This is a genomic window from Enterobacter sp. DN, from assembly GCF_046054285.1.
In the GTDB taxonomy this organism is placed as follows: domain Bacteria; phylum Pseudomonadota; class Gammaproteobacteria; order Enterobacterales; family Enterobacteriaceae; genus Enterobacter; species Enterobacter hormaechei_C.
Window position 1 is genome coordinate 424,324 of record NZ_JBJJTG010000003.1, and the last position, 20,615, is coordinate 444,938.

Sequence of the window (20,615 nt, forward strand, 5' to 3'; positions counted from 1 at the left end):
ACCATGCAGAAAGTTGTTCTCGCCACCGGTAACGCCGGTAAAGTGCGCGAGCTGGCCTCGCTATTAAATGATTTTGGGCTGGACGTGGTGGCCCAGACCGAGCTGGGCGTCGAGTCCGCCGAAGAGACCGGCCTGACGTTTATCGAAAACGCCATTCTGAAAGCGCGCCACGCCGCGCAGATCACCGGACTGCCCGCGATAGCCGATGACTCCGGTCTGGCCGTGGATTTTCTGGGCGGTGCTCCGGGGATTTACTCCGCCCGCTATTCCGGGGTGGACGCCACCGACCAGCAGAATCTGGAAAAGCTGCTTGTGGCCCTGAAAGACGTCCCTGACGAACAGCGTACCGCGCAGTTCCACTGCGTGCTGGTCTACATGCGTCACGCGGAAGATCCCACGCCGATTGTCTGTCACGGCAGCTGGCCGGGCGTGATCACCCGTGAAGCGGCGGGCAACGGCGGCTTTGGTTACGACCCGATTTTCTTTGTCCCGACCGAGGGCAAAACCGCTGCGGAACTCACCCGCGAAGAGAAAAGCGCGATCTCCCACCGTGGACGCGCCCTGAAACTGTTACTGGAAGCACTGCGTAATGGCTAATTTGCCGCCTCTGAGTCTTTATATTCACATCCCATGGTGCGTGCAGAAATGCCCGTACTGCGATTTCAACTCGCACGCGCTGAAGGGCGAAGTGCCGCACGATGATTACGTCGCGCATCTGCTGGCCGATCTGGATGCCGATGTATCGTACGCACAGGGACGTGAAGTGAAGACCATTTTTATTGGTGGCGGTACACCGAGCCTGCTTTCAGGCCCGGCGATGCAGACGCTGCTGGATGGCGTGCGCGCACGCCTGAACCTGGCAGTGGATGCTGAAATTACGATGGAAGCCAACCCCGGTACCGTTGAGGCCGACCGTTTTGTCGAGTATCAGCGTGCGGGCGTGAACCGTATCTCTATCGGCGTGCAGAGCTTTAGCGAGCCAAAGCTGAAGCGTCTGGGGCGTATCCACGGCCCGGAAGAGGCAAAGCGCGCGGCAAACCTGGCAACGGGGCTTGGGCTGCGCAGCTTTAACCTCGACCTGATGCATGGCCTGCCGGATCAGTCGCTCGAAGAAGCGCTGGACGATTTGCGTCAGGCGATTGAACTGAATCCGCCGCATCTGTCGTGGTATCAGCTGACCATTGAGCCTAACACCCTGTTTGGTTCCCGTCCTCCGGTGCTGCCGGACGATGACGCGCTGTGGGATATCTTCGAGCAGGGCCACCAGCTTTTGACCGCGGCGGGGTATCAGCAATACGAAACGTCGGCGTATGCGAAGCCGGGCTATCAGTGTCAGCACAATCTGAACTACTGGCGTTTTGGTGATTATCTGGGAATTGGCTGCGGCGCACATGGCAAAGTGACCTTCCCGGACGGACGCATTCTGCGTACCGCCAAAACGCGTCACCCGCGCGGGTATATGGAAGGCCGCTACCTGGAGCGTCAGCACGACGTCGAGGCGGCGGATAAGCCGTTTGAGTTCTTTATGAACCGCTTCCGTCTGCTGGAAGCCGCACCGCGCGCGGAATTTACGCGTTATACCGGGCTGCCGGAGTCAGTGATTCGTCCGCAGATTGACGAGGCGCTGGCGCAGGGGTATCTGACCGAGTGTGATGAGTCCTGGCAGATCACCGAGCACGGCAAGCTGTTCTTAAACTCCCTTCTTGAGCTGTTCCTCGCTGAAAATCCTGAAGGCTGATTCAGAATTTTACATCCCGTTCTGCTGGCTGAGGGAAAGGCTGGCAGAGTGTGGGGATGGAAACAATTCGTTCATACGCAAAGCAGCTCAGACGCGAGCTGACACAGGAAGAAAGACGGCTTTGGTATTTACTGCGCAGCCGCCGTTTCGAAAATTATAAATTTCGCCGACAGCACCCGGTAGGTAACTACATTCTGGATTTCGCCTGTTGCGCGGCTCGGCTGGCCGTTGAGCTGGATGGCGGACAACATGATGAAAATCAGGAATACGATCGACAAAGGACATGGTGGTTAAACCATAAGGGCTGGCACGTCATTCGATTCTGGAACAACGAACTCTGGAATAACGAAGAGGCGGTGTTAGAAAGGATCCTTGAAGCGCTGCAACCCTCACCCCGGCCCTCTCCCTGAAAGGGAGAGGGGGCAAATCATCCCCTCGCCCCTTTGGGGAGAGGGTTAGGGTGAGGGGGGAAGTGAATTACTTCAGCGTCCCCACCAGCGCCTTCCGGCTGTCTTCCAGCGACACCACGCGTTTACACACGTCTTTGCCGAACTGCTGGAAATCGGCTTCCTGATTCTTCCACTCGTTCTGAATCGAGGTTTGCAGTCCGCCCAGGCTACCCAGTACACCCTGCAACGGATTACCGCCGCCCTTCAGCACCGCTTTGGCGCCCATCTCGTTGATGCTGTCCTGGAGAATGCCGCCCATCGCCTGGTTCACCAGCTGCTGGCCGTCGGCACGCACCTGATCGATCGCCTTATAGTGGAACGTCAGGCCATCAGAGCGCGTCTCGATAATACGGTTCATCTGCTCTTTCAGCTGTTTATCCAGCTTCGTCAGGCGGGTGCGCATATTGCTGCTCTCCCCCACCTCTTTGGTGATGATTTTATCCAGCGCCACGCGGCTCTTTTCGACGCGGGTCAGCGCGCCATCGTTGATCCAGGGCAGCGCGGTACGCAACTCGGCCTGGTAGTCCATCGCCTGCTCGCGCTGGGCGGCCGTCAGGTTTTGCGGTTTGCCGTTAAAGGTCACGTTGCCATCCGGCGTAATCACCAGATTGCCATTCTCGCCCTTAACCTGCACGGTTTGCGGACTCAGCACCACGTCATCACGCGGGGTGACGCTACATTTATACTCCGCATGGGCGGTGGATCCTATTGCCAGTAAAGCAACAGCCAGCAACGTTTTGCGCATCTTAAACACTCCCTCAGACAAAATGGGCCAGCTAATGCTGGCCCCGTTCTTGCTTTATTAGTCCCACCAAACGTCGAAAAGTTCGCTAACGCGGACATCTTCCAGTTTGTGGTCTTCAAGCCATTTGCGTACCAGCGCCTGATGCTCTTCGGTGCATTTCCCCACTTCCTGGGTGCAAATCAGACCTTCCCACGCCAGATAGCCGCTACCGTCGAAGGCCAGCTTGTTTGGCTCGATCACCTCGTTGATGAACGCATCAACGTCTTGATCGATCTGCTCAACGCTGGTGCCTTCCGGGAAACGCCAGGCAACGGAGAAACCCACTTCCTGGAATTCTTCGATGTGCATCTTTTTACGCAGACGACGGCTACGATTCTTTGCCATTATTTCACCCTCTCGAACATTAAGTCCCATACGCCGTGACCAAGACGATGGCCACGTTGTTCAAATTTTGTCACCGGACGTGAATCCGGACGCGGTACGTAGTCGTTGCTTTCAGACTGATTTTTATACCCGTCCAGGGACGACATCACTTCCAGCATATGTTCCGCATAAGGTTCCCAGTCGGTTGCCATGTGGAAAACGCCGCCCAGCTTGAGCTTACTTTTCACCAGCTCGGCAAACGGCGCCTGAACGATACGGCGTTTATTATGACGCGCTTTGTGCCATGGGTCAGGGAAAAAGAGCTGAACCATGTTCAAAGAATTGTCAGGAATCATTTTGTGCAGCACTTCCACCGCGTCGTGACACATGACGCGCAGGTTCTCAACGCCCTCTTCGTGGGCCGTTGCCAGGCACGCGCCGACGCCCGGCGAGTGTACTTCGATACCGAGGAAGTTCTGCTCCGGGCGCGCTTTCGCCATAGTCACCAGCGAGGTGCCCATGCCAAAACCAATCTCCAGCGTCACTGGCGCGTCGCGGCCAAACAGGTCGGTGAAGTCGAGCGGTTGCTCGCTGAACTCAACGCCCATCACCGGCCAGTAGTTGTCCAGCGCGTGTTGCTGCCCTTTTGTCAGGCGCCCCTGACGGCGGACAAAGCTGCGAATACGGCGCAGCGGGCGACCGTTTTCATCAAATTCCGGTGAAATGACGTCGTTTTTCATAAAAGAGTTGTCTGCTTGTGAGAATGTTCGGGAAACGGGCATTATCCAAAGTTAAGGCTTCTATGCAAGCATGGGAAAGATCCGGTTTACAGCAGATTGACGCTGTGCTGCAATCTGCGTCCCTGATTAAGCGAATCGATGACCATGCAAGCCTCTCAATTTTCAGCCCAGGTGCTGGACTGGTACGACAAATACGGGCGTAAAACCCTGCCCTGGCAAATTGAAAAAACGCCTTACAAAGTATGGCTCTCCGAGGTGATGTTGCAACAAACGCAGGTCGCGACGGTCATTCCTTACTTCGAGCGTTTTATGGCGCGCTTCCCGACAATCACCGATCTGGCCAACGCGCCGCTGGACGAGGTACTGCACCTGTGGACCGGCCTCGGCTATTACGCCCGCGCGCGCAACCTGCACAAAGCCGCACAGCAGGTCGCCACCCGCCACAACGGTAAATTTCCGGAGACCTTTGACGAGGTGGCGGATTTGCCCGGCGTCGGGCGTTCAACCGCAGGCGCAATCCTCTCCCTCTCTTTAGGCAAACATTTCCCTATTCTCGACGGCAACGTCAAGCGCGTGCTCGCACGCTGCTACGCCATAGATGGATGGCCGGGCAAGAAAGAGGTTGAGAAACGCCTGTGGGAGATCAGTGAAGCGGTCACTCCGGCGAAAGGGGTGGCGCGTTTTAACCAGGCGATGATGGATCTGGGCGCGATGGTCTGCACCCGTTCAAAACCGAAGTGCGAACTTTGCCCGGTAAACAACCTCTGCATGGCCTATGCGAACCACACCTGGGCGCAGTATCCGGGGAAAAAACCGAAGCAGACGCTGCCTGAACGCACCGGGTACATGCTGCTGATGCAGCATGGCGACGAGGTGTTTCTCGCTCAGCGCCCGCCGAGTGGCCTGTGGGGTGGTCTATACTGCTTCCCACAGTTTGAGGATGAAGCCTCACTTCGGGCATGGCTTGAACAGCGCGGCATTGCGGCCGATACCCTGACGCAACTCAACGCGTTCCGTCATACCTTCAGCCATTTCCATCTGGATATTGTGCCGATGTGGCTTCCCGTGTCCTCATTCACGTCGTGCATGGATGAAGGCAACGCTCTCTGGTATAACTTAGCGCAACCGCCATCAGTCGGGCTGGCGGCTCCCGTGGAGCGCCTGTTACAGCAATTACGTGTCGGTGCAATGGTTTAGCATCGGCAAGACAAAGAGGAATGAGTATGGCCAGAACCATTTTTTGTACTTTCCTACAGCGCGACGCTGAAGGCCAGGATTTCCAGCTCTACCCGGGCGACCTGGGTAAGCGCATTTACAACGAGATCTCCAAAGAAGCCTGGGGACAGTGGCAGAAGAAGCAGACCATGCTGATCAACGAGAAAAAGCTCAGCATGATGAACCCGGAACACCGCAAACTGCTGGAGCAGGAGATGGTGAACTTCCTGTTCGAGGGTAAAGACGTCCATATCGAAGGCTATACGCCACCGGAAAAATAATACTCTGCGGCTGCTGCCCGGCGGCGATGCGCTTGCACGGGCCTACGGTTTTGTAGGCCGGGTAAGCGCAGCGCCACCCGGCAACAGCAACCCCAAAGCAAACACAACACGCACTCCCGGAATGATGAAAAAACTTTTAGCGCTAGCCCTTGTTGCGCCGTTGCTTGTGTCTTGTTCTTCCAAAAAAGGCGATGAATACAACGAAGCCTGGGTAAAGGACACCAACGGTTTTGACATTTTGATGGGGCAGTTTGCCCACAACATCGAGAACATATGGGGATTTAACGAAGTTCTTATTGCCGGACCGAAGGACTACGTTAAGTACACTGACGCCTATCAGACCCGTAGCCACATCAACTTCGATGACGGTACGATTACGGTTGAAACCATCGCAGGGACTGAACCTGCGGCGCATTTACGTCAGGCCATCATCAAAACCCTGCTGATGGGCGACGATCCGGGGTCTATCGACCTCTACTCTGATGCCGATGACATCACCATCTCCAAAGAGCCGTTTCTGTATGGCCAGGTCGTTGACCAGACCGGTCAGCCGATCCGCTGGGAAGGCCGCGCCACGAAATTTGCCGACTACCTGCTGCAAACGCGCCTGAAAAGCCGCACCAACGGCCTGAAAGTGATCTACAGCGTCACGATCAACCTGGTGCCGAACCACCTCGACAAGCGTGCGCATAAGTATCTGGGCATGGTGCGTCAGGCGTCGCGTAAGTATGGCGTGGATGAGTCGCTGATCCTGGCGATTATGCAGACCGAGTCCTCGTTCAACCCCTACGCGGTAAGCCGTTCCGACGCGCTGGGGCTGATGCAGGTTGTACAGCACAGCGCCGGTAAAGACGTGTTCCGCGCACAGGGGAAATCCGGCACGCCGAGCCGCAGCTACCTGTTCGATCCGCAAAGCAACATTGATACCGGTACGGCCTACCTGGCGATGCTGAACAATGTCTACCTGGGCGGGATTGATAACCCAACCTCACGCCGCTATGCGGTGATCACCGCCTATAACGGCGGGGCGGGCAGCGTGCTGCGCGTCTTCTCAAATGACAAAGTGCAGGCCGCGAACATCATCAACAGCATGGCGCCGGGGGATGTCTACTCAACCCTCACCACCCGCCACCCGTCTGCGGAATCACGCCGCTATCTGTATAAGGTGAATACGGCGCAGAAGAACTACCGTCGCCGCTAGAAAACTACCCCTCACCCTGCCCTCTCCCAGAGGGAGAGGGTATTCAAGTTCCCTCTCCCTCTGGGAGAGGGTTAGGGTGAGGGGACATCAGACCGCACCCATCTCACCCCATCCATACGAAAATGCTATTTGCATCACAATCCAGACTGCAAATTAATGTGGATTGCATTTTTTTGCGGGAGGTAACAAAACATATCGTTGCCAACTGATAGAATTGCATCAAATAACAACCCTGAATGTTCCCAAAACAACATATCTCCCGCTCACTTGTGAGGAAAGTAACATGAACCTTAAGCTGCAGCTTAAAATCTTGTCGTTTCTGCAGTTCTGCCTGTGGGGTAGCTGGCTGACTACACTCGGCTCCTATATGTTTGTGACGCTCAAGTTCGATGGTGCGTCGATCGGTGCCGTTTACAGCTCGCTGGGTATTGCGGCTGTTTTCATGCCAACGCTGCTCGGTATCGTGGCGGATAAATGGCTAAGCGCGAAATGGCTGTATATGCTTTGCCACCTGGTGGGTGCGGGGACGCTGTTTATGGCGGCCGAAGTGACCACGCCGGGGGCGATGTTCATGGTGATCCTGCTTAACTCGCTGGCCTATATGCCAACGCTTGGCCTGATCAACACCATCTCCTACTATCGCCTGAAATCTGCCGGTCTGGATATCGTCACCGACTTCCCGCCAATCCGTATCTGGGGCACCATCGGCTTTATCATGGCGATGTGGGGCGTGAGCTTCGCGGGCTTCGAGCTGAGCCATATGCAGCTCTACATCGGCGCGGCGCTCTCCGTACTGCTGGCGCTGTTCACCCTGACACTGCCCACCATTCCGGTATCTAATCAGCAGAAAAACCAGAGCTGGAGCACCATGCTTGGCCTGGACGCCTTCGCACTGTTTAAAAACAAGCGCATGGCGATCTTCTTTATCTTCTCCATGCTGCTGGGCGCGGAACTGCAAATCACCAACATGTTCGGTAATACCTTCCTGCACAGCTTCGATAACGATCCGCTGTTTGCCGGGAGCTTTATCGTCGAACACGCGTCGGTGATGATGTCCATCTCGCAGATCTCCGAGACGCTGTTCATCCTGACCATCCCGTTCTTCCTGAGCCGCTACGGTATCAAGAACGTCATGCTGATCAGTATCGCCGCCTGGATGTTGCGCTTCGGTCTGTTCGCCTATGGCGACCCGAGCGCGTTCGGCACCGTGCTGCTGGTTCTGTCGATGATTGTTTACGGCTGTGCCTTCGACTTCTTCAACATCTCCGGCTCGGTGTTTGTGGAAAAAGAGGTGAAGCCTGAAATCCGCGCCAGTGCGCAGGGCATGTTCCTGATGATGACCAACGGCTTCGGCTGTATTCTGGGCGGCGTGGTGAGCGGCAAAGTGGTTGAGATGTATACCACTAACGGCATCACCAACTGGCAACCAGTGTGGCTGATCTTCGCCGGGTACTCGCTGGTGCTGTTCTTCGCGTTCATCGCGCTGTTCAAGTACAAGCACGTGCGCGAGCCGCACGGTGCACAGCCGATCGCGCATTGATTGTTGTGCCCGGTGGCGCTGCGCTTACCGGGCCTGGAAAACCAGACCGTAGGCCGGGTAAGGCGTAGCCGCCACCCGGCTATTTTATTCCAGAAAGCACCCACCCCACCGACAGCAAATCCGCGCTGCCGCCCGGGCTCAGGTTGCGTTCAATCAATGCCTTATCCATCTTCAGCAACGCCTCGCAGTCCCAGCCGTTAGCCAGTAATTCCCGCGCGTAGCCCTGAACGTAGCGCAGCCCCTCAATGCCGCCGCGCGAAACGAGATTGCTGTCCTGATTTACCGCCATCAGGCGCAACAGCAGGCCGTGAAGCGACTGACCGTTCCACGCATCCAAAGCCTTACGCACCGTGGCAAAGCCGCTTTCTGCCTCGCCACGCGCGCCGGTTAAACCGTACAGCTGAAACTGCCGCTCCCCCGCCGTTGCCTGCCCACTGCGCCCGGCCAGCTCCCTCGCCACCAGCCCATGACAGATGTTACTTACCTCACAACAGAGGCTATCCGCAGAGATATTTTTCACACGCCCGGCGGCGAAGCAGAGCAAACCGAGGGCAAAAATCCCGCCCTTGTGGGTATTTACCCCGCCCGTGGCGGCGTACATTGCCTGCTCGCAGGCCATTCCCATTGGGCGAAGAATCCGCAACTGCCGATCGGCAGGTTTGGCCGCATGTGCTTCACCCAGTTCCGCAAACCGGGCAAACCACGGCGTAATCGCCATAATGCTGCGGACAAACAAGGCATGGTCCATATCGCGATGGGAGCCGTTATTGAGCCTGTCCACCAGCCCCGGTTTTGGCGTCAGCTCCAGCTCCTGCCACAGCGCCGCTTCGGCAAGCGCAGGGAGATCAACCGGGCGCGGTTCAGTCGCGAGCAAACCAGTCATCGATCATCTTCTCCACGCGGGAAACCACCTGCTCAGCGGGGTGATTGCGCGAACGGGAACAGGCGTGGGCGGGCTCGTCACAGATCAGGCAGCGTCTGAGATTCGCCCCCAGCGACTGACGCCCGACGTGGCCGTTTTCAGGGCAGATCACATCCAGATCCCACAGCCTGCCGAGTGGGTGCGTCTGCTCCAGTTCTGCACAGTGCGCCTTAATTTCCGCCGCCGGATGCGCGATGCACCACAAGGCTTCAGGTCCGGTGGGTAGCCACAGCACCTTACGGTCCAGCACCTGCCAGCGGTTTTCCCACAGCAGCTGGTCGCACATTTGCAGCGCCACGCCCATGGTGTTGCGATAGCGAAGGCTGTCTTTGATTTCCCCGGGCGTAACCAGCGTGAGGGAGATCACCGGTTGTTGATAGTGCGCAAGCATGTCAGCCTGGCGCGCTGCGCGGCGCTCTTTCGCCGCCAGCAGTTCGTCCAGGCTGACACCCGTCCGCACGGGTGTCGCAATAGTCACACTTCCTCCTTTACCTGTCGAACGGTGTCGATCACGCTGCCGTCGCGGTAGCGGATCACCCCGACGATTTTGTCGGTGAACTCAATCGGTTTCGGTACGCCTGTCAACGAAATCGCTCGCTCATACAGCGCGTTGATATCTACAACCTTCAGCCCTGCTTCCATAAGTCGTTCGCGGATCTCCGGGCGCGCCGGGTTGACCGCAATACCGTGGTCGGTGACCAGCACGTCAATGCTCTCCCCCGGCGTGAGGCGGGTGGTAACGCGCTTCACGACGGTCGGGATGCGGCTTCGCAGCAGCGGCGCGACCACAATGGTCAGGTTGGCTGCCGCCGCCACGTCGCAGTGTCCGCCGGATGCGCCACGCATCACGCCATCGGAGCCGGTGATGACATTGACGTTAAAGTCGACGTCGATTTCCAGGGCGCTGAGGATCACCACGTCGAGCTGGTCGCAGCTTGCCGCCTTGCTGCCGGGGTTGGCGTAGACGTTGGTGGAGATCTCCACGTGGTTCGGGTTGCGCGCCAGCGAGGCCGCTGCCTGGCCGTCAAAGCACTGGGTGTCGAGCAGCTTTTCGATGAGCCCCTTCTCGTGCAGATCCACCAGGCTGCCGGTGATGCCGCCAAGGGCGAAGCGCGCCTTCACGCCGCCGCGCTCCATCTTCTCTTCCATAAAACGGGTGCAGGCGGTGGCCGCTGCGCCGGAGCCGGTCTGCATCGAGAAGCCTGGTTTGAAATAGCCAGAGTGTTCAATCACGTCCGCCGCGTAGCGGGCGATCATCAGCTCGCGCGGGTTGCTGGTGACGCGCGCCGCGCCGACGCTGATTTTCGCCGGGTCGCCCACGCTCTCCACCTGCACGATGTAGTCCACCTGATCCTGCACCAGGCTGGCGGGCATATTGGGGAATGGCACCAGCGCTTCGGTCAGAAGCACTACCTTACGGGCAAAGTGCGCATCCACCATGGCGTAGCCCAGCGAACCGCAGCACGATTTTCCGTGCGTGCCGTTGGCGTTGCCAAACTCATCGCTGCACGGCACGCCAAGAAATGCCACGTCGATGCTCAGTTCGCCGTCCTGGAGCAGCTTCACGCGCCCGCCGTGGGAGTGAATTTGTACCGGCTCGTCCATCAGCCCGTGAGAGATGGCATCCGCCAGCCTGCCGCGCATGCCGGAGGTGTAAATCCGGGTGATGACGCCACTCTCGATATGCTCGATCAGCGCGTCATTGCAGGTCATCAGCGAGCTGGAAGCCAGGGTCAGATTTTTGAAGCCCATCCGCGCCAGCAGCGCCACGACGGTGTTGATCACCCGGTCGCCTTCGCGAAAGGCATGGTGGAAGGAGATGGTCATCCCGTCCTGCAAGCCGCTGCGCTTAACCGCCTCTTCAATTGAGGCGCAGAGCTTGCGGCTGTGCTTCGCCTCGCTGTCCGCCAGCCACGGCGTCGCGCTGTGGGCGGTATCAAAGGGTTTCAGACCCCGCAGATGGGGGAAATTTACATGGAGAAGTTCTGTCTGATTCATTATGTCATCCTTACCGACGCACGCCAGAGGCCGCCGCGCGCTCCAGCACCACCTGCGCGTGGTTAATAATCGGTGCATCCACCATTTTGCCGTTGAGCGACACCACGCCCAGGCCGTTACGCTCGCCCTCTTCTGCCGCCTCAATCACCCTTTTGGCGTGATCCACCTCTTCCTGAGTCGGGGCGTAGGCGTTGTGCAGCAGGTCTATCTGGCGCGGGTTAATCAGCGATTTGCCGTTGAAGCCCATCTTGCGGATCAGGTCGACCTCGCGCAGGAACCCGGCTTCGTCGTTAACGTCGGACCACACCACGTCGAAGGCGTCGATACCGGCGGCGCGTGCGGCGTGCAGCACGGCGCAGCGGGCGTAGAACAGCTCGGTGCCGTCGCCGCGCTCGGTCTGCATGTCCATCACGTAGTCAAAGGCGGCCAGCGCGATGCCGATCAGGCGCGGGGAGCTGCGGGCAATCGCCACGGCGTTGATGACGCCAATGGCCGATTCAATCGCCGCCATCACGCGGGTGGAACCCACATCACGCCCGCACTCCTGCTCGATACGCTTGAGGTGGCCTTCCAGCTCGTAAATATCGTCCGGGGTGTCGGTTTTCGGCAGGCGAATCACGTCCACGCCCGCGCGCACGGCGGCCTCCAGATCCAGCAGGCCAAACGGCGTGCTCAGCGGGTTAATGCGCACCACGGTTTCAATATCCTGATACATCGGGTGCTGCAACGCGTGGAACACCAGCATGCGTGCGGTGTCTTTCTCGCGCAGGGCCACGGCGTCCTCAAGGTCAAACATGATGGAGTCGGGGCGGTAGATAAAGGCGGTAGAGAGCATGGCGGCATTGGCGCCTGGCAGGAACAGCATACTGCGGCGGAGTTTGCTCATTTCAGCGCCCCCCAGTTGATGGCCTGTTCATCGGCGGCACGCAGAAGCGCGCTTTGCAGGCGAGCGCGTATTACACAGTCCAGCGCCCCTTTGTCTTCAATAATGATTAATCCCTGGTGCACGTTCATGGCGCGCAATGTGTCGTTGACCACCCGGCGTATCTGCTCGCCAAACTGCTTAATCACTTCACTGTGGATGACAATCTCCAGCTCACCGTGAGCGGGGGCGATTTTCACCATCAGGTCGCTGGACTCCTGCGTTCCGGCCAGCGCCTCCCTTACAATATTCATGATAAATTCCTGATAGTTATGCGACTTCCGCACTCGCACGATAATGTGCTTCGAGGTGCGCGAAGGTGGAGTCCGGGACAATCTCCCGGATCCGGGAAAACTGCTGTGTCTTGAGTAAACGGCGCACTTCCGAGGCCGAAATGGCGTTGCCGGTGGCCTTGATGCGCGGCATCTCCACCACCTCAATATGCGAGGCCAGAAGGTCGTGCAGCGTCTGGTTGTACTGCCGCGTGATGTCGCAGAACGGCTCCGAGCCGATGAAGCGGTGCGTGATGCCCAGCGCCGGGGCGATATAGTCCCGGAAGATCAGCACGTCGATCTCGCTCCACGCCTGCTGCACTTTGCCGGTCTCCTTCAGGAAGTAGGCCGGGAAGGTGGCGCGGGAGATGATGTACTGCGAGCCTTCATGCACCACCACGTTCGGCAGATGCGCCACGCCCGCACGCACCATCTCGAGGCGCGCGCTGAACGGGAAGAACGAGGCGTCTTCACGCACCACAAACAGATGCAGGGCATCGCACTGCGTCGCCGCCTGCTCCACCAGATGACGATGGCCGAGGGTGAAGGGATTGGCGTTCATCACGATCGCGCCCGTTTTTTCCCCACACCGGCGCTTCGCGCGCAGGGATCGGCAGTAGCGCGCGATCCCCTGCGGAGTGTTCTCCATTAGCACCGCGTTGTTCCCGCTCTGGGCAATCGGCCAGAAACCGCTGCGGCCAAAGCGCTCCTTATTGCACGGACGGGTGCAGAGGAAGAGGTGAAAATGGCCGCGCTCCAGCGCCGCGTTTTCCACCTCTGCCAGCAGACGCGCGCTGAGGTTTTCCCCACGAAGCTGCTCGTTGACCGCCACGCATTTGATGACGTTGGCAGCCAGCCCGGCGCAACCCACCAGCTGCGCGCCGGACCAGGCTTCGACAAACAGCGTGATGTCGTTGTCCAGGCCGAGGCCGCTGTCTGCCAGCAGGTAGCGGATCTGGCTTAAGCGTTCTGGGTGTTTCGCCACAACGGTGTGCCGAAAATCAATGGGTTGCGATTGCATGCTGCCGCCTTACTCAGTGCGCTGCCGCGAGCCCGACGGCTGGCGCTTCCACGATCACGTTGCTCAGATGACCGATATGCTCGATCTCCACTTCAATGCGATCCCCCTCCTTCATAAACAGCGGCGGGTTGCGCTTTTTACCCACGCCACCAGGCGAGCCGGTGATGATCACGTCGCCCGGGCTGAGACGGGTGAAGGTGCTGATATACTCGATCAGCTCCGCCACCTTGTGGATCATGCTGCTGGTGTTGTCCTCCTGCACCATGCGGCCGTTCAGCCAGGTGCGGATCGCCAGGCTGTGCGGGTCCGGGATCTCATCCGCCGTCGCCATCCACGGGCCGAACGCCCCGGTCTGGCGCCAGTTTTTCCCGGCGGTGAACCAGGTGTGCTGCCAGTCGCGGGCGGAGCCGTCCATGTAACAGCTGTAGCCCGCCACGTGGCGCAGGGCGTCGTCGCGGCTGATGTTCTCCCCGCCTTTGCCGATGATCACCGCCAGCTCGCCTTCGTAGTCGAACTCGCTGGAGTGGCGCGGCTTCAGCACCGGCTCGTTGTGGCCGGTCTGTGAATCCGGGAAGCGCACAAACAGCGTCGGGGCCGGGTTGTGCTGGTCAAACTCCTTGCGCTTGTCGGCATAGTTCATGCCCACGCAGAGGATTTTTTCCGGCTGGACAATCACCGGTAAGAAGGTGATGGCATTCAGCGGTACATCCACCGCGTCGTTCAGAAAACGGGTGGCCTGCGCCAGCCCGTTCCCCTGCAACAGCGCTTTAAGGTCGCCATAGCGGTCGCCCAGGCGGCGGCCCAAATCAATCACGCCTTCGGCCTGTACGATGCCGTAGCTGCGTTTTCCCTGGTATAAAAAGCTTGCGAGTTTCATTGTTCTTTCCTGAAAACTTAAACGAGGAAGTTGCCCAGAATCAGCAGTGAGACAGACACGTTAATCGCGCCGCCGATACGGGTAGCAATCTGGGCGAATGGCATCAGGCTCATGCGGTTGCCTGCGGTCAGGATCGCCACGTCACCGGTGCCGCCCTGCCCGCTCTGACAGCAGGAGACGATGGCGACATCAATCGGGTGCATACCAATCTTTTTGCCAACGAAGAATCCGGTCGCCACCAGCGCGGAAACGGTGCTGACAATAACCAGCAGGTTGCTGACGGTGAACGCCGCCACCAGTTCATGCCATGGGGTAATCGCCACGCCGACAGCGAAGAGGATTGGGTAGGTCACGGAGGTCTGGAAGAATTTGTACACCACCTGGGAACCCTCCAGCAGACGCGGAGAGGCGCCGTTGCAGAGCTTCACCAGCACTGCCATAAACAACATGCCCACCGGCGCTGGCAGACCAATCAGCTTGTGACCGAGCATGCCCAGCATGTACAGCAGCACCGCCAGCAGCGCGCCCGAGGCGATGGTCGTCACGTCCGCTTTGCCGGAGAACGCAGGTTGGGAAACAGTGGCATCAGCGTTGGCGCGATTCGGCATCAGCTGGCCTTCACCGGTCAGGTGCGGGTAGCGTTTCCCGAGCTGGTTGAGGCAGCCGGAGATAATGATCGCCGTCAGGCCGCCGAGCATTACCATCGGCAGCACGCGGCCGAGCGCCACGCCCTGATCCATATGCAGCAGGGTGGCATAGCCGATAGAGAGCGGGATCGCCCCTTCCCCGACGCCGCCCGCCATGATCGGCAGAATGATAAAGAAGAAGATCTGGAACGGCTCGAGGCCCAGCGCCAGTCCAACACCCATGCCGACAATCATGCCGACGATTTCACCGCACAGCATCGGGAAGAAGATGCGCAGGAAGCCCTGGATCAGTACGGTGCGGTTCATACTCATGATGCTGCCGACGATAATGCAGCAGATATAGAGGTAGAGAATATTGGTGGATTTATAGAATTTGGTCGTGGACTCAACCACCACGTCCGGCAGCAGGCCGTAATAGACCAGCGCGGAAGGGATAAAGGTGGCGCAAATTGCCGCCGCACCGAGCTTGCCGACAATCGGCAGGCGTTTGCCGAACTCACCGCAGGCAAAGCCGAAGAAGGCCAGCGTGGCCACCATGACCACAATGTCGCTCGGCAGTTTTCCGCCCAGGCAATCAATCGCAATCAGCGCGCCCGCCAGAACGAACAGCGGCAGAGGAATAATCCCGATTTTCCAGGTATCCATAATATGCCACCAGCGCTCTTTGAGCGATGGCCGCTGAATATCAATCGGGTCGTGGGTAACAGAGAATGAATCGTCAGTTGTGCTCATAATAAGCCCCTTAGTTATTTTGTGCGTTCAGCTTAGAGTCACAAAGGCTTACTTTATGTGAGGGATGGCATATTAAAAGCGAAGTTTTAATGGCCGCTATGGTTTTAATGGTTTCTTTTCTTTAATGTGATTTACGCCTTATTTATTGCCGTGGTTTTTATGGTTTCTTTTCTTAACTGAACAAAGAAATAACATTTATTCATTTAACCTTAAGAGGATGAGACTTTCGGAAAAATCTTTTACAGGCTGCGCTGTGCAAGGGATCACAAGTTTTCGGCAAAGCGGGCATCCTGGCCTTAAAAGATGATATATTCAGCCGACCTGTTGATATCTCGCGTGATAGTTATGAAAGTATCGTTTCAGATCAAGCTGTTTATTTCGCTGGTCGCCTTTTTCTCAGTGCTGTTCGCATTACTGGGCGGATATTATTATGTCGATGTCGGCAGGCAGCTTTATCAGGAAATGAGCGCGCGCGCAAAAATACAGGCCGAAGAAATTGCGCTTATTCCTACCCTGCGAAAAGAAGTCGAACAAAAGGATATCCTGGGTATCCATGACTTTATGCAGAAAATAGCCGCCCGCAGCGACGCCAGTTTTATTGTGATTGGTGACAATAAGGGGCTGCATCTTTTCCACTCCGTGTTTGCCGACCGGGTAGGCAAAACGCTGGTTGGCGGAGATAACGACGAGGTATTACACGGCAAAAGCACCATCACCATCCGCAAGGGCGGGTTAGGCATTTCGCTGCGCAGCAAAGCGCCCATTTTTAATGATGCCGGGCAGGTGGTGGGGATTGTTTCGGTAGGCTATCTCACGAGCTATCTGGACACCATCACCGTCAGCAAGGTGGTTAATATCCTGATTGCCGCCGTGCTGCTGCTTATCGCCCTGTTTATTTTCTCCTGGTTCTTCACCCGCAGCATCAAGAAGCAGATATTCTCTCTGGAGCCGCGCGAAATCGGTCTGCTGGTGCGCCAGCAAAAGGCGATGATGGAATCCATTTATGAAGGGGTGATTGCCATCGACGACGATCTCCGCATTGAGGTGATCAACCAGGCGGCGCGTAAATTATTAGGCTTACGCCAGCCCGCCCGCGAACTGCGAGGTCAACTCATCAGCCAGGTGATCGCGCCCGTCCCGTTCTTCAACGCGCAAACCATGCTTGCGAAAGACACCCACGATGAGATCTGTCGCTTTAACGATCTCACGGTCATTGCCAGCCGGGTGCGGATCATGCTGGAAGATGCGTTGCAGGGCTGGGTGATCACCTTTCGCGATCGCAACGAGATCGACTCGCTCAGCGCCCAGCTCAGCCAGGTGAAGCGCTATGTTGATAACCTGCGCATCATGCGCCATGAACAGCTGAACCGCATGACTACGCTGTCCGGCCTGCTGCATATGGGCCGTTATGACGAAGCGATTCGCTACATACAGGCGCAGTCGGAACACGCTCAGGAGCTGCTGGACTTTATCTCGTCCCGTTTTAGCTCTCCGACGCTGTGTGGTTTGCTGCTTGGAAAGGCCGCCCGCGCGCGTGAAAAAGGCGTTGAGCTGAGTTTCGACCCGGCCTGCCGGGTGGATAAACCGTTCCTGCCGCTGCTCGAATCGGAACTTATCTCGATCATCGGGAACTTGCTGGATAACGCCATTGAAGCGACCCAGCGTGCACCGCTCCCGCATGCCCCGGTGGACGTGCTGATTAAGCTGAACGAGCAGGAACTGATTATTGAAGTCGCCGACCAGGGCGTCGGCATCACACCGGAGATCCGCGACCGGATCTTTGAGCGCGGCATCACCACCAAAACGCGCGGCGATCATGGTATTGGCCTGTATCTGATTGAAAGCTATGTCACACAGGCTGGCGGTGCAATTGAAGTTGCCGATAACACCCCACGCGGTGCCATTTTCTCACTGTTTATTCCCGCCACGGGAACGGCCCGGCACCCCGTACAGGAACTGGAAGATACCGACTATGCAACATGAACTTATCGACGTACTGATTGTTGAAGACGAGAACGAACTGGCGCAACTGCACGCGGAGCTTATAGGTAAACATCCGCGCCTGAGGCTGGTGGGGATTGCCGCGTCGCTGGCCGACGCGCAGGTACAACTGGAGAGCAAACAGCCGAAGCTGATGCTGCTGGATAACTACCTGCCGGACGGCAAAGGCATCACCCTTATCAGCAACCCGATGCTCACCCGCGCCAACTGCTCGGTGATTTTCATCACCGCCGCCAGCGATATGGACACCTGTAGCCAGGCAATTCGTAACGGCGCGTTCGACTACATCCTCAAGCCCGTTTCCTGGAAGCGCCTTAGCCAGTCGCTGGAGCGTTTTGTGCAGTTTGCCGAACAGCAGCGCGTCTGGAAGATTGTCGACCAGCAGAACGTGGATTCACTCTATCAATTGCAGGCGAAAAACTATCGCCTGGACAACGGCAGCAAAGGGATAGAGGAGAACACGCTGGCGCGGGTGCAAATGCTGTTTAACAACAAGGCGGCGCACTGTTTTACGGTGGATGAGGTGGTGAGCGAGACGGGCCTGAGTAAAACCACCACCCGGCGCTATCTGGAACACTGCGTGGAGGTGGGTTTTCTGACAGTGGAGATGCTGTACGGGAAGATTGGGCATCCGAGAAGGATGTACCGCCGCGCAGATGCCTGACGCAGTATTGTAGGCCCGGTAAGCTTGCGCCACCGGGCAACTCGCCGGGTGGCGCTAACGCTTACCCGGCCTACGTTCAGACATTCAATACGTATCCATACAGCCGCTTAATCCCGTCCGCATCTTTCTCGCTGTAAACGCCCTGCAACTCTGGCGAGAAACCCGGCAGCATATTAATGCCCTCTTCCAGCGCCAGGAAATAGCGCTGTACTGCTCCACCCCAGACTTCCCCGGGCACCACACACAGCACGCCCGGCGGGTATGGCAGCGCACCTTCGGCGGCAATGCGTCCTTCGGCGTCACGAATACGCACCAGTTCGACGTTCCCGCGAATGTACTCCTGGTTGGCATCCTGCGGGTTCATCACCACGGCAGGCAGGCTCTCCTGACGGAACATCGCCTTCTGTAAATCCTTCACGTTAAAGCTGACGTAGAGGTCGTGCATCTCCTGGCACAGCTGACGGATCGTGTAGTCGCGGTAACGCACCGGGTATTTCTGACAGATGGTCGGAAGCACATCCGCGAGCGGCGTATCGTCTTCAATATGCTGTTCAAACTGCCCCAGCATCGCCACCAGCTGCATCAGCTTCTCCGCGCTCTCGGCTGGCGTCAGCAGGAACAGGATGGAGTTGAGATCGCACTTCTCCGGCACAATGCCGTTTTCGCGCAGGTAGTGGGCGAGAATGGTCGCCGGAATGCCGAAATCGGTATAGTGCCCTGTTTCAGCATCAATGCCCGGCGTGGTCAGCAGCAGCTTGCACGGATCGACGAAATACTGCTCGCGGGCATAGCCTTCAAAACCGTGCCATTTTGCACCCGGTTCAAAACTAAAGAAGCGACGCTCGCTGGCGATGGCCTGCGTGGGGTGATCCTGCCATGGCCGCCCCGCCACTACCGGTGGGATAAACGGTTTGATCATATTGCAGTTGGCGATGATGGCCTTGCGCGCTTCTATGCCCAGCTCGACGCACTCCGCCCACAGCCTGCGTCCGCTCTCGCCCTCGTGGATCTTGGCGTTCACGTCCAGCGCCGCAAACAGCGGATAAAACGGGCTGGTGGAGGCATGCAGCATGAACGCGTTGTTCAGCCGCTTGTGCGGGCAGAAGCGCGACTGACCGCGAATATGGTTATCCTTTTTATGGATCTGCGACGTTTGCGAGAACCCGGCCTGCTGCTTGTGGACCGACTGGGTCACGAAAATTCCCGGATCGTTCTCGTTCAGTTCCAGCAGAAGCGGAGACGTTTCCGCCATCATCGGGATAAATTGCTCGTAGCCGACCCAGGCGGAGTCAAAGAGGATGTAGTCGCAAAGGTGACCGATCTTGTCGATCACCTGACGGGCGTTGTAGATCGTGCCATCGTAGGTGCCGAGCTGAATGATCGCCAGACGGAACGGGCGCGCCTCGGCGGCTTTCTGCGGCGCGACGTCACGGATCAGTTCCCGCAACCAGGCCTCATCAAAGCAGTGCTCATCAATCCCGCCGATAAAACCAAACGGATTACGGGCTGCCTCAAGATAGACAGGCGTTGCCCCGGCCTGGATCAGCGCTCCATGATGGTTGGACTTGTGGTTGTTACGATCGAACAGCACCAGATCGCCACGGGTCAGCAGCGCATTGGCCACCACTTTATTGGCCGCCGACGTGCCGTTCAGCACGAAGTAGGTTTTATCCGCGTTGAACACTTTCGCCGCGAACTTTTGCGCGTGCTTGGCGGAGCCTTCGTGGATCAGCAGATCGCCCAGCTTAACGTCGGCGTTGCACATGTCGGCGCGAAAAACGTTCTCACCGAAGAAATCATAGAACTGCCGCCCCGCCGGGTGTTTTTTGAAAAAGGCACCGTGCTGGTGACCCGGACAGGCAAAGGTGCTGTTTCCCATCGCCACATACTGGCTCAGGGTGTCAAAAAAGGGTGGCAGCAGGTTCTCTTCATACCGGCAGGCGGCAGATTCCAGTTCCAGCAATTCCTGTGCTTTACCCGAGATGATCGCCGTGACACCCTCTGGCACCTCTCCTGGCTCTGTTGAGAACAAAAATACCGGTAACTGAAAGCCCGTACGCTTCAGCAATGCGAGAATGCCGCTGTAGCTTTCAACAACCGTAATGACGACTGCCGCCACATCGGTGAAATCAGTGTTATCCAGCATAACTTTTTCGCGATGCGTAGAAACTTTGGATACCAGCTCACGGCTGACGGCAATTTTCATGGTTTTCATAGGCGCAAATACCCTCACCGAACGGCGAGACAGGAAGGAGAAAATTCGCGCAATCATGTCACCTTTTATTTT

General features: G+C 57.7%; 21 protein-coding genes. 9 read left to right on the forward strand and 12 right to left on the reverse strand.

Annotated elements, in window-relative coordinates; genetic code table 11:
• Positions 1 to 3: 3 nt before the first annotated feature.
• From ACJTMZ_RS10480 to ACJTMZ_RS10490, 3 genes are read left to right on the forward strand one after another with little or no spacing between them, the layout of a single operon-like run.
• A complete protein-coding gene (locus tag ACJTMZ_RS10480; protein ID WP_045327517.1) occupies positions 4 to 597 on the forward strand; it encodes an XTP/dITP diphosphatase in 594 nt (197 codons plus the stop codon).
• On the forward strand, positions 590 to 1,738 hold the full coding sequence (hemW, locus tag ACJTMZ_RS10485) for a radical SAM family heme chaperone HemW (RefSeq protein ID WP_017382926.1): 1,149 nt from the start codon (positions 590 to 592) through the stop codon (positions 1,736 to 1,738). Before ACJTMZ_RS10480 ends, hemW begins: the two co-directional genes overlap by 8 nt.
• 56 nt (positions 1,739 to 1,794) lie before the next feature.
• Positions 1,795 to 2,148 (forward strand): DUF559 domain-containing protein, encoded by a 354-nt coding sequence (locus tag ACJTMZ_RS10490; protein ID WP_252011004.1) that lies wholly within the window; start codon positions 1,795 to 1,797, stop codon positions 2,146 to 2,148.
• A gap of 67 nt (positions 2,149 to 2,215) precedes the next feature.
• Here the strand turns inward: ACJTMZ_RS10490 and ACJTMZ_RS10495 are convergent, their stop codons facing one another.
• Genes ACJTMZ_RS10495 through trmB form a run of 3 tightly spaced genes read right to left on the reverse strand, consistent with a single transcriptional unit; the run spans position 2,216 to position 4,035 of the window.
• Entirely contained in the window at positions 2,216 to 2,932 is a 717-nt protein-coding gene (locus ACJTMZ_RS10495; protein ID WP_003862419.1) for a DUF2884 domain-containing protein, read from the reverse strand.
• 57 nt (positions 2,933 to 2,989) lie between these two features.
• On the reverse strand, positions 2,990 to 3,316 hold the full coding sequence (locus ACJTMZ_RS10500) for a YggL family protein (RefSeq protein WP_003862421.1): 327 nt from the start codon (positions 3,314 to 3,316) through the stop codon (positions 2,990 to 2,992).
• Positions 3,316 to 4,035 carry a tRNA (guanosine(46)-N7)-methyltransferase TrmB gene (gene trmB, locus ACJTMZ_RS10505; protein WP_015571843.1) on the reverse strand — a complete coding sequence of 240 codons (720 nt, stop codon included), beginning with the start codon at positions 4,033 to 4,035 and terminating at the stop codon, positions 3,316 to 3,318. Before trmB ends, ACJTMZ_RS10500 begins: the two co-directional genes overlap by 1 nt.
• 144 nt (positions 4,036 to 4,179) lie before the next feature.
• Between trmB and mutY the strand changes: the two genes are divergently transcribed.
• From mutY to ACJTMZ_RS10525, 4 genes are all read left to right on the forward strand, one after another.
• Positions 4,180 to 5,232 (forward strand): A/G-specific adenine glycosylase, encoded by a 1,053-nt coding sequence (gene mutY, locus ACJTMZ_RS10510; protein ID WP_169805287.1) that lies wholly within the window; start codon positions 4,180 to 4,182, stop codon positions 5,230 to 5,232.
• A 26-nt stretch (positions 5,233 to 5,258) separates the two neighbouring features.
• The gene (locus ACJTMZ_RS10515; RefSeq protein WP_003862425.1) at positions 5,259 to 5,531 is read left to right on the forward strand and encodes an oxidative damage protection protein; all 273 of its coding nucleotides are present in this window, start codon (positions 5,259 to 5,261) and stop codon (positions 5,529 to 5,531) included.
• A gap of 124 nt (positions 5,532 to 5,655) precedes the next feature.
• Complete coding sequence (gene mltC / locus ACJTMZ_RS10520; protein WP_017382930.1) at positions 5,656 to 6,732, forward strand: membrane-bound lytic murein transglycosylase MltC; 1,077 nt, start codon at positions 5,656 to 5,658, stop codon at positions 6,730 to 6,732.
• 283 nt (positions 6,733 to 7,015) lie between these two features.
• Positions 7,016 to 8,272 carry a nucleoside permease gene (locus tag ACJTMZ_RS10525; RefSeq protein WP_015571846.1) on the forward strand — a complete coding sequence of 419 codons (1,257 nt, stop codon included), beginning with the start codon at positions 7,016 to 7,018 and terminating at the stop codon, positions 8,270 to 8,272.
• Positions 8,273 to 8,351: 79 nt separating this feature from the next.
• Here ACJTMZ_RS10525 and citG read toward each other — a convergent pair whose 3' ends face one another.
• The 8 genes from citG to ACJTMZ_RS10565 are packed head-to-tail and all read right to left on the reverse strand — an operon-like array spanning position 8,352 to position 15,663.
• Positions 8,352 to 9,155: a triphosphoribosyl-dephospho-CoA synthase CitG gene (citG, locus tag ACJTMZ_RS10530; protein WP_023304409.1), complete on the reverse strand. Its 804-nt coding sequence runs from the start codon at positions 9,153 to 9,155 to the stop codon at positions 8,352 to 8,354.
• On the reverse strand, positions 9,133 to 9,672 hold the full coding sequence (gene citX / locus ACJTMZ_RS10535) for a citrate lyase holo-[acyl-carrier protein] synthase (RefSeq protein ID WP_022651835.1): 540 nt from the start codon (positions 9,670 to 9,672) through the stop codon (positions 9,133 to 9,135). Before citX ends, citG begins: the two co-directional genes overlap by 23 nt.
• A complete protein-coding gene (gene citF / locus ACJTMZ_RS10540) occupies positions 9,669 to 11,192 on the reverse strand; it encodes a citrate lyase subunit alpha (protein WP_252011005.1) in 1,524 nt (507 codons plus the stop codon). Before citF ends, citX begins: the two co-directional genes overlap by 4 nt.
• A 10-nt stretch (positions 11,193 to 11,202) precedes the next feature.
• Positions 11,203 to 12,078, reverse strand: coding sequence for a citrate (pro-3S)-lyase subunit beta (gene citE, locus ACJTMZ_RS10545; protein ID WP_047726770.1), 876 nt, complete (start codon positions 12,076 to 12,078; stop codon positions 11,203 to 11,205).
• Entirely contained in the window at positions 12,075 to 12,368 is a 294-nt protein-coding gene (gene citD / locus ACJTMZ_RS10550) for a citrate lyase acyl carrier protein (RefSeq protein WP_047062725.1), read from the reverse strand. The genes citE and citD overlap by 4 nt, the downstream gene beginning before the upstream one ends.
• Positions 12,369 to 12,384: 16 nt before the next feature.
• Positions 12,385 to 13,407: a [citrate (pro-3S)-lyase] ligase gene (gene citC, locus ACJTMZ_RS10555; RefSeq protein ID WP_032671991.1), complete on the reverse strand. Its 1,023-nt coding sequence runs from the start codon at positions 13,405 to 13,407 to the stop codon at positions 12,385 to 12,387.
• Positions 13,408 to 13,420: 13 nt separating this feature from the next.
• Entirely contained in the window at positions 13,421 to 14,284 is an 864-nt protein-coding gene (locus ACJTMZ_RS10560) for a fumarylacetoacetate hydrolase family protein (protein WP_015571851.1), read from the reverse strand.
• Between the two features lie 17 nt (positions 14,285 to 14,301).
• Positions 14,302 to 15,663, reverse strand: a complete 1,362-nt coding sequence (locus tag ACJTMZ_RS10565) for a 2-hydroxycarboxylate transporter family protein (RefSeq protein WP_015571852.1) — start codon at positions 15,661 to 15,663, stop codon at positions 14,302 to 14,304.
• Positions 15,664 to 16,008: 345 nt separating this feature from the next.
• Here ACJTMZ_RS10565 and ACJTMZ_RS10570 point away from each other — a divergent pair, with 345 nt between their 5' ends.
• Together ACJTMZ_RS10570 and ACJTMZ_RS10575 are read left to right on the forward strand one after the other, a co-directional pair.
• A complete protein-coding gene (locus ACJTMZ_RS10570) occupies positions 16,009 to 17,646 on the forward strand; it encodes a sensor histidine kinase (protein ID WP_015571853.1) in 1,638 nt (545 codons plus the stop codon).
• A complete protein-coding gene (locus ACJTMZ_RS10575; protein WP_252011006.1) occupies positions 17,636 to 18,328 on the forward strand; it encodes a response regulator in 693 nt (230 codons plus the stop codon). Before ACJTMZ_RS10570 ends, ACJTMZ_RS10575 begins: the two co-directional genes overlap by 11 nt.
• A gap of 76 nt (positions 18,329 to 18,404) precedes the next feature.
• On the opposite strand, the gene ACJTMZ_RS10580 is transcribed toward ACJTMZ_RS10575, so the two are convergent.
• A complete protein-coding gene (locus ACJTMZ_RS10580; RefSeq protein ID WP_252011007.1) occupies positions 18,405 to 20,543 on the reverse strand; it encodes an ornithine decarboxylase in 2,139 nt (712 codons plus the stop codon).
• Positions 20,544 to 20,615: the final 72 nt, after the last annotated feature.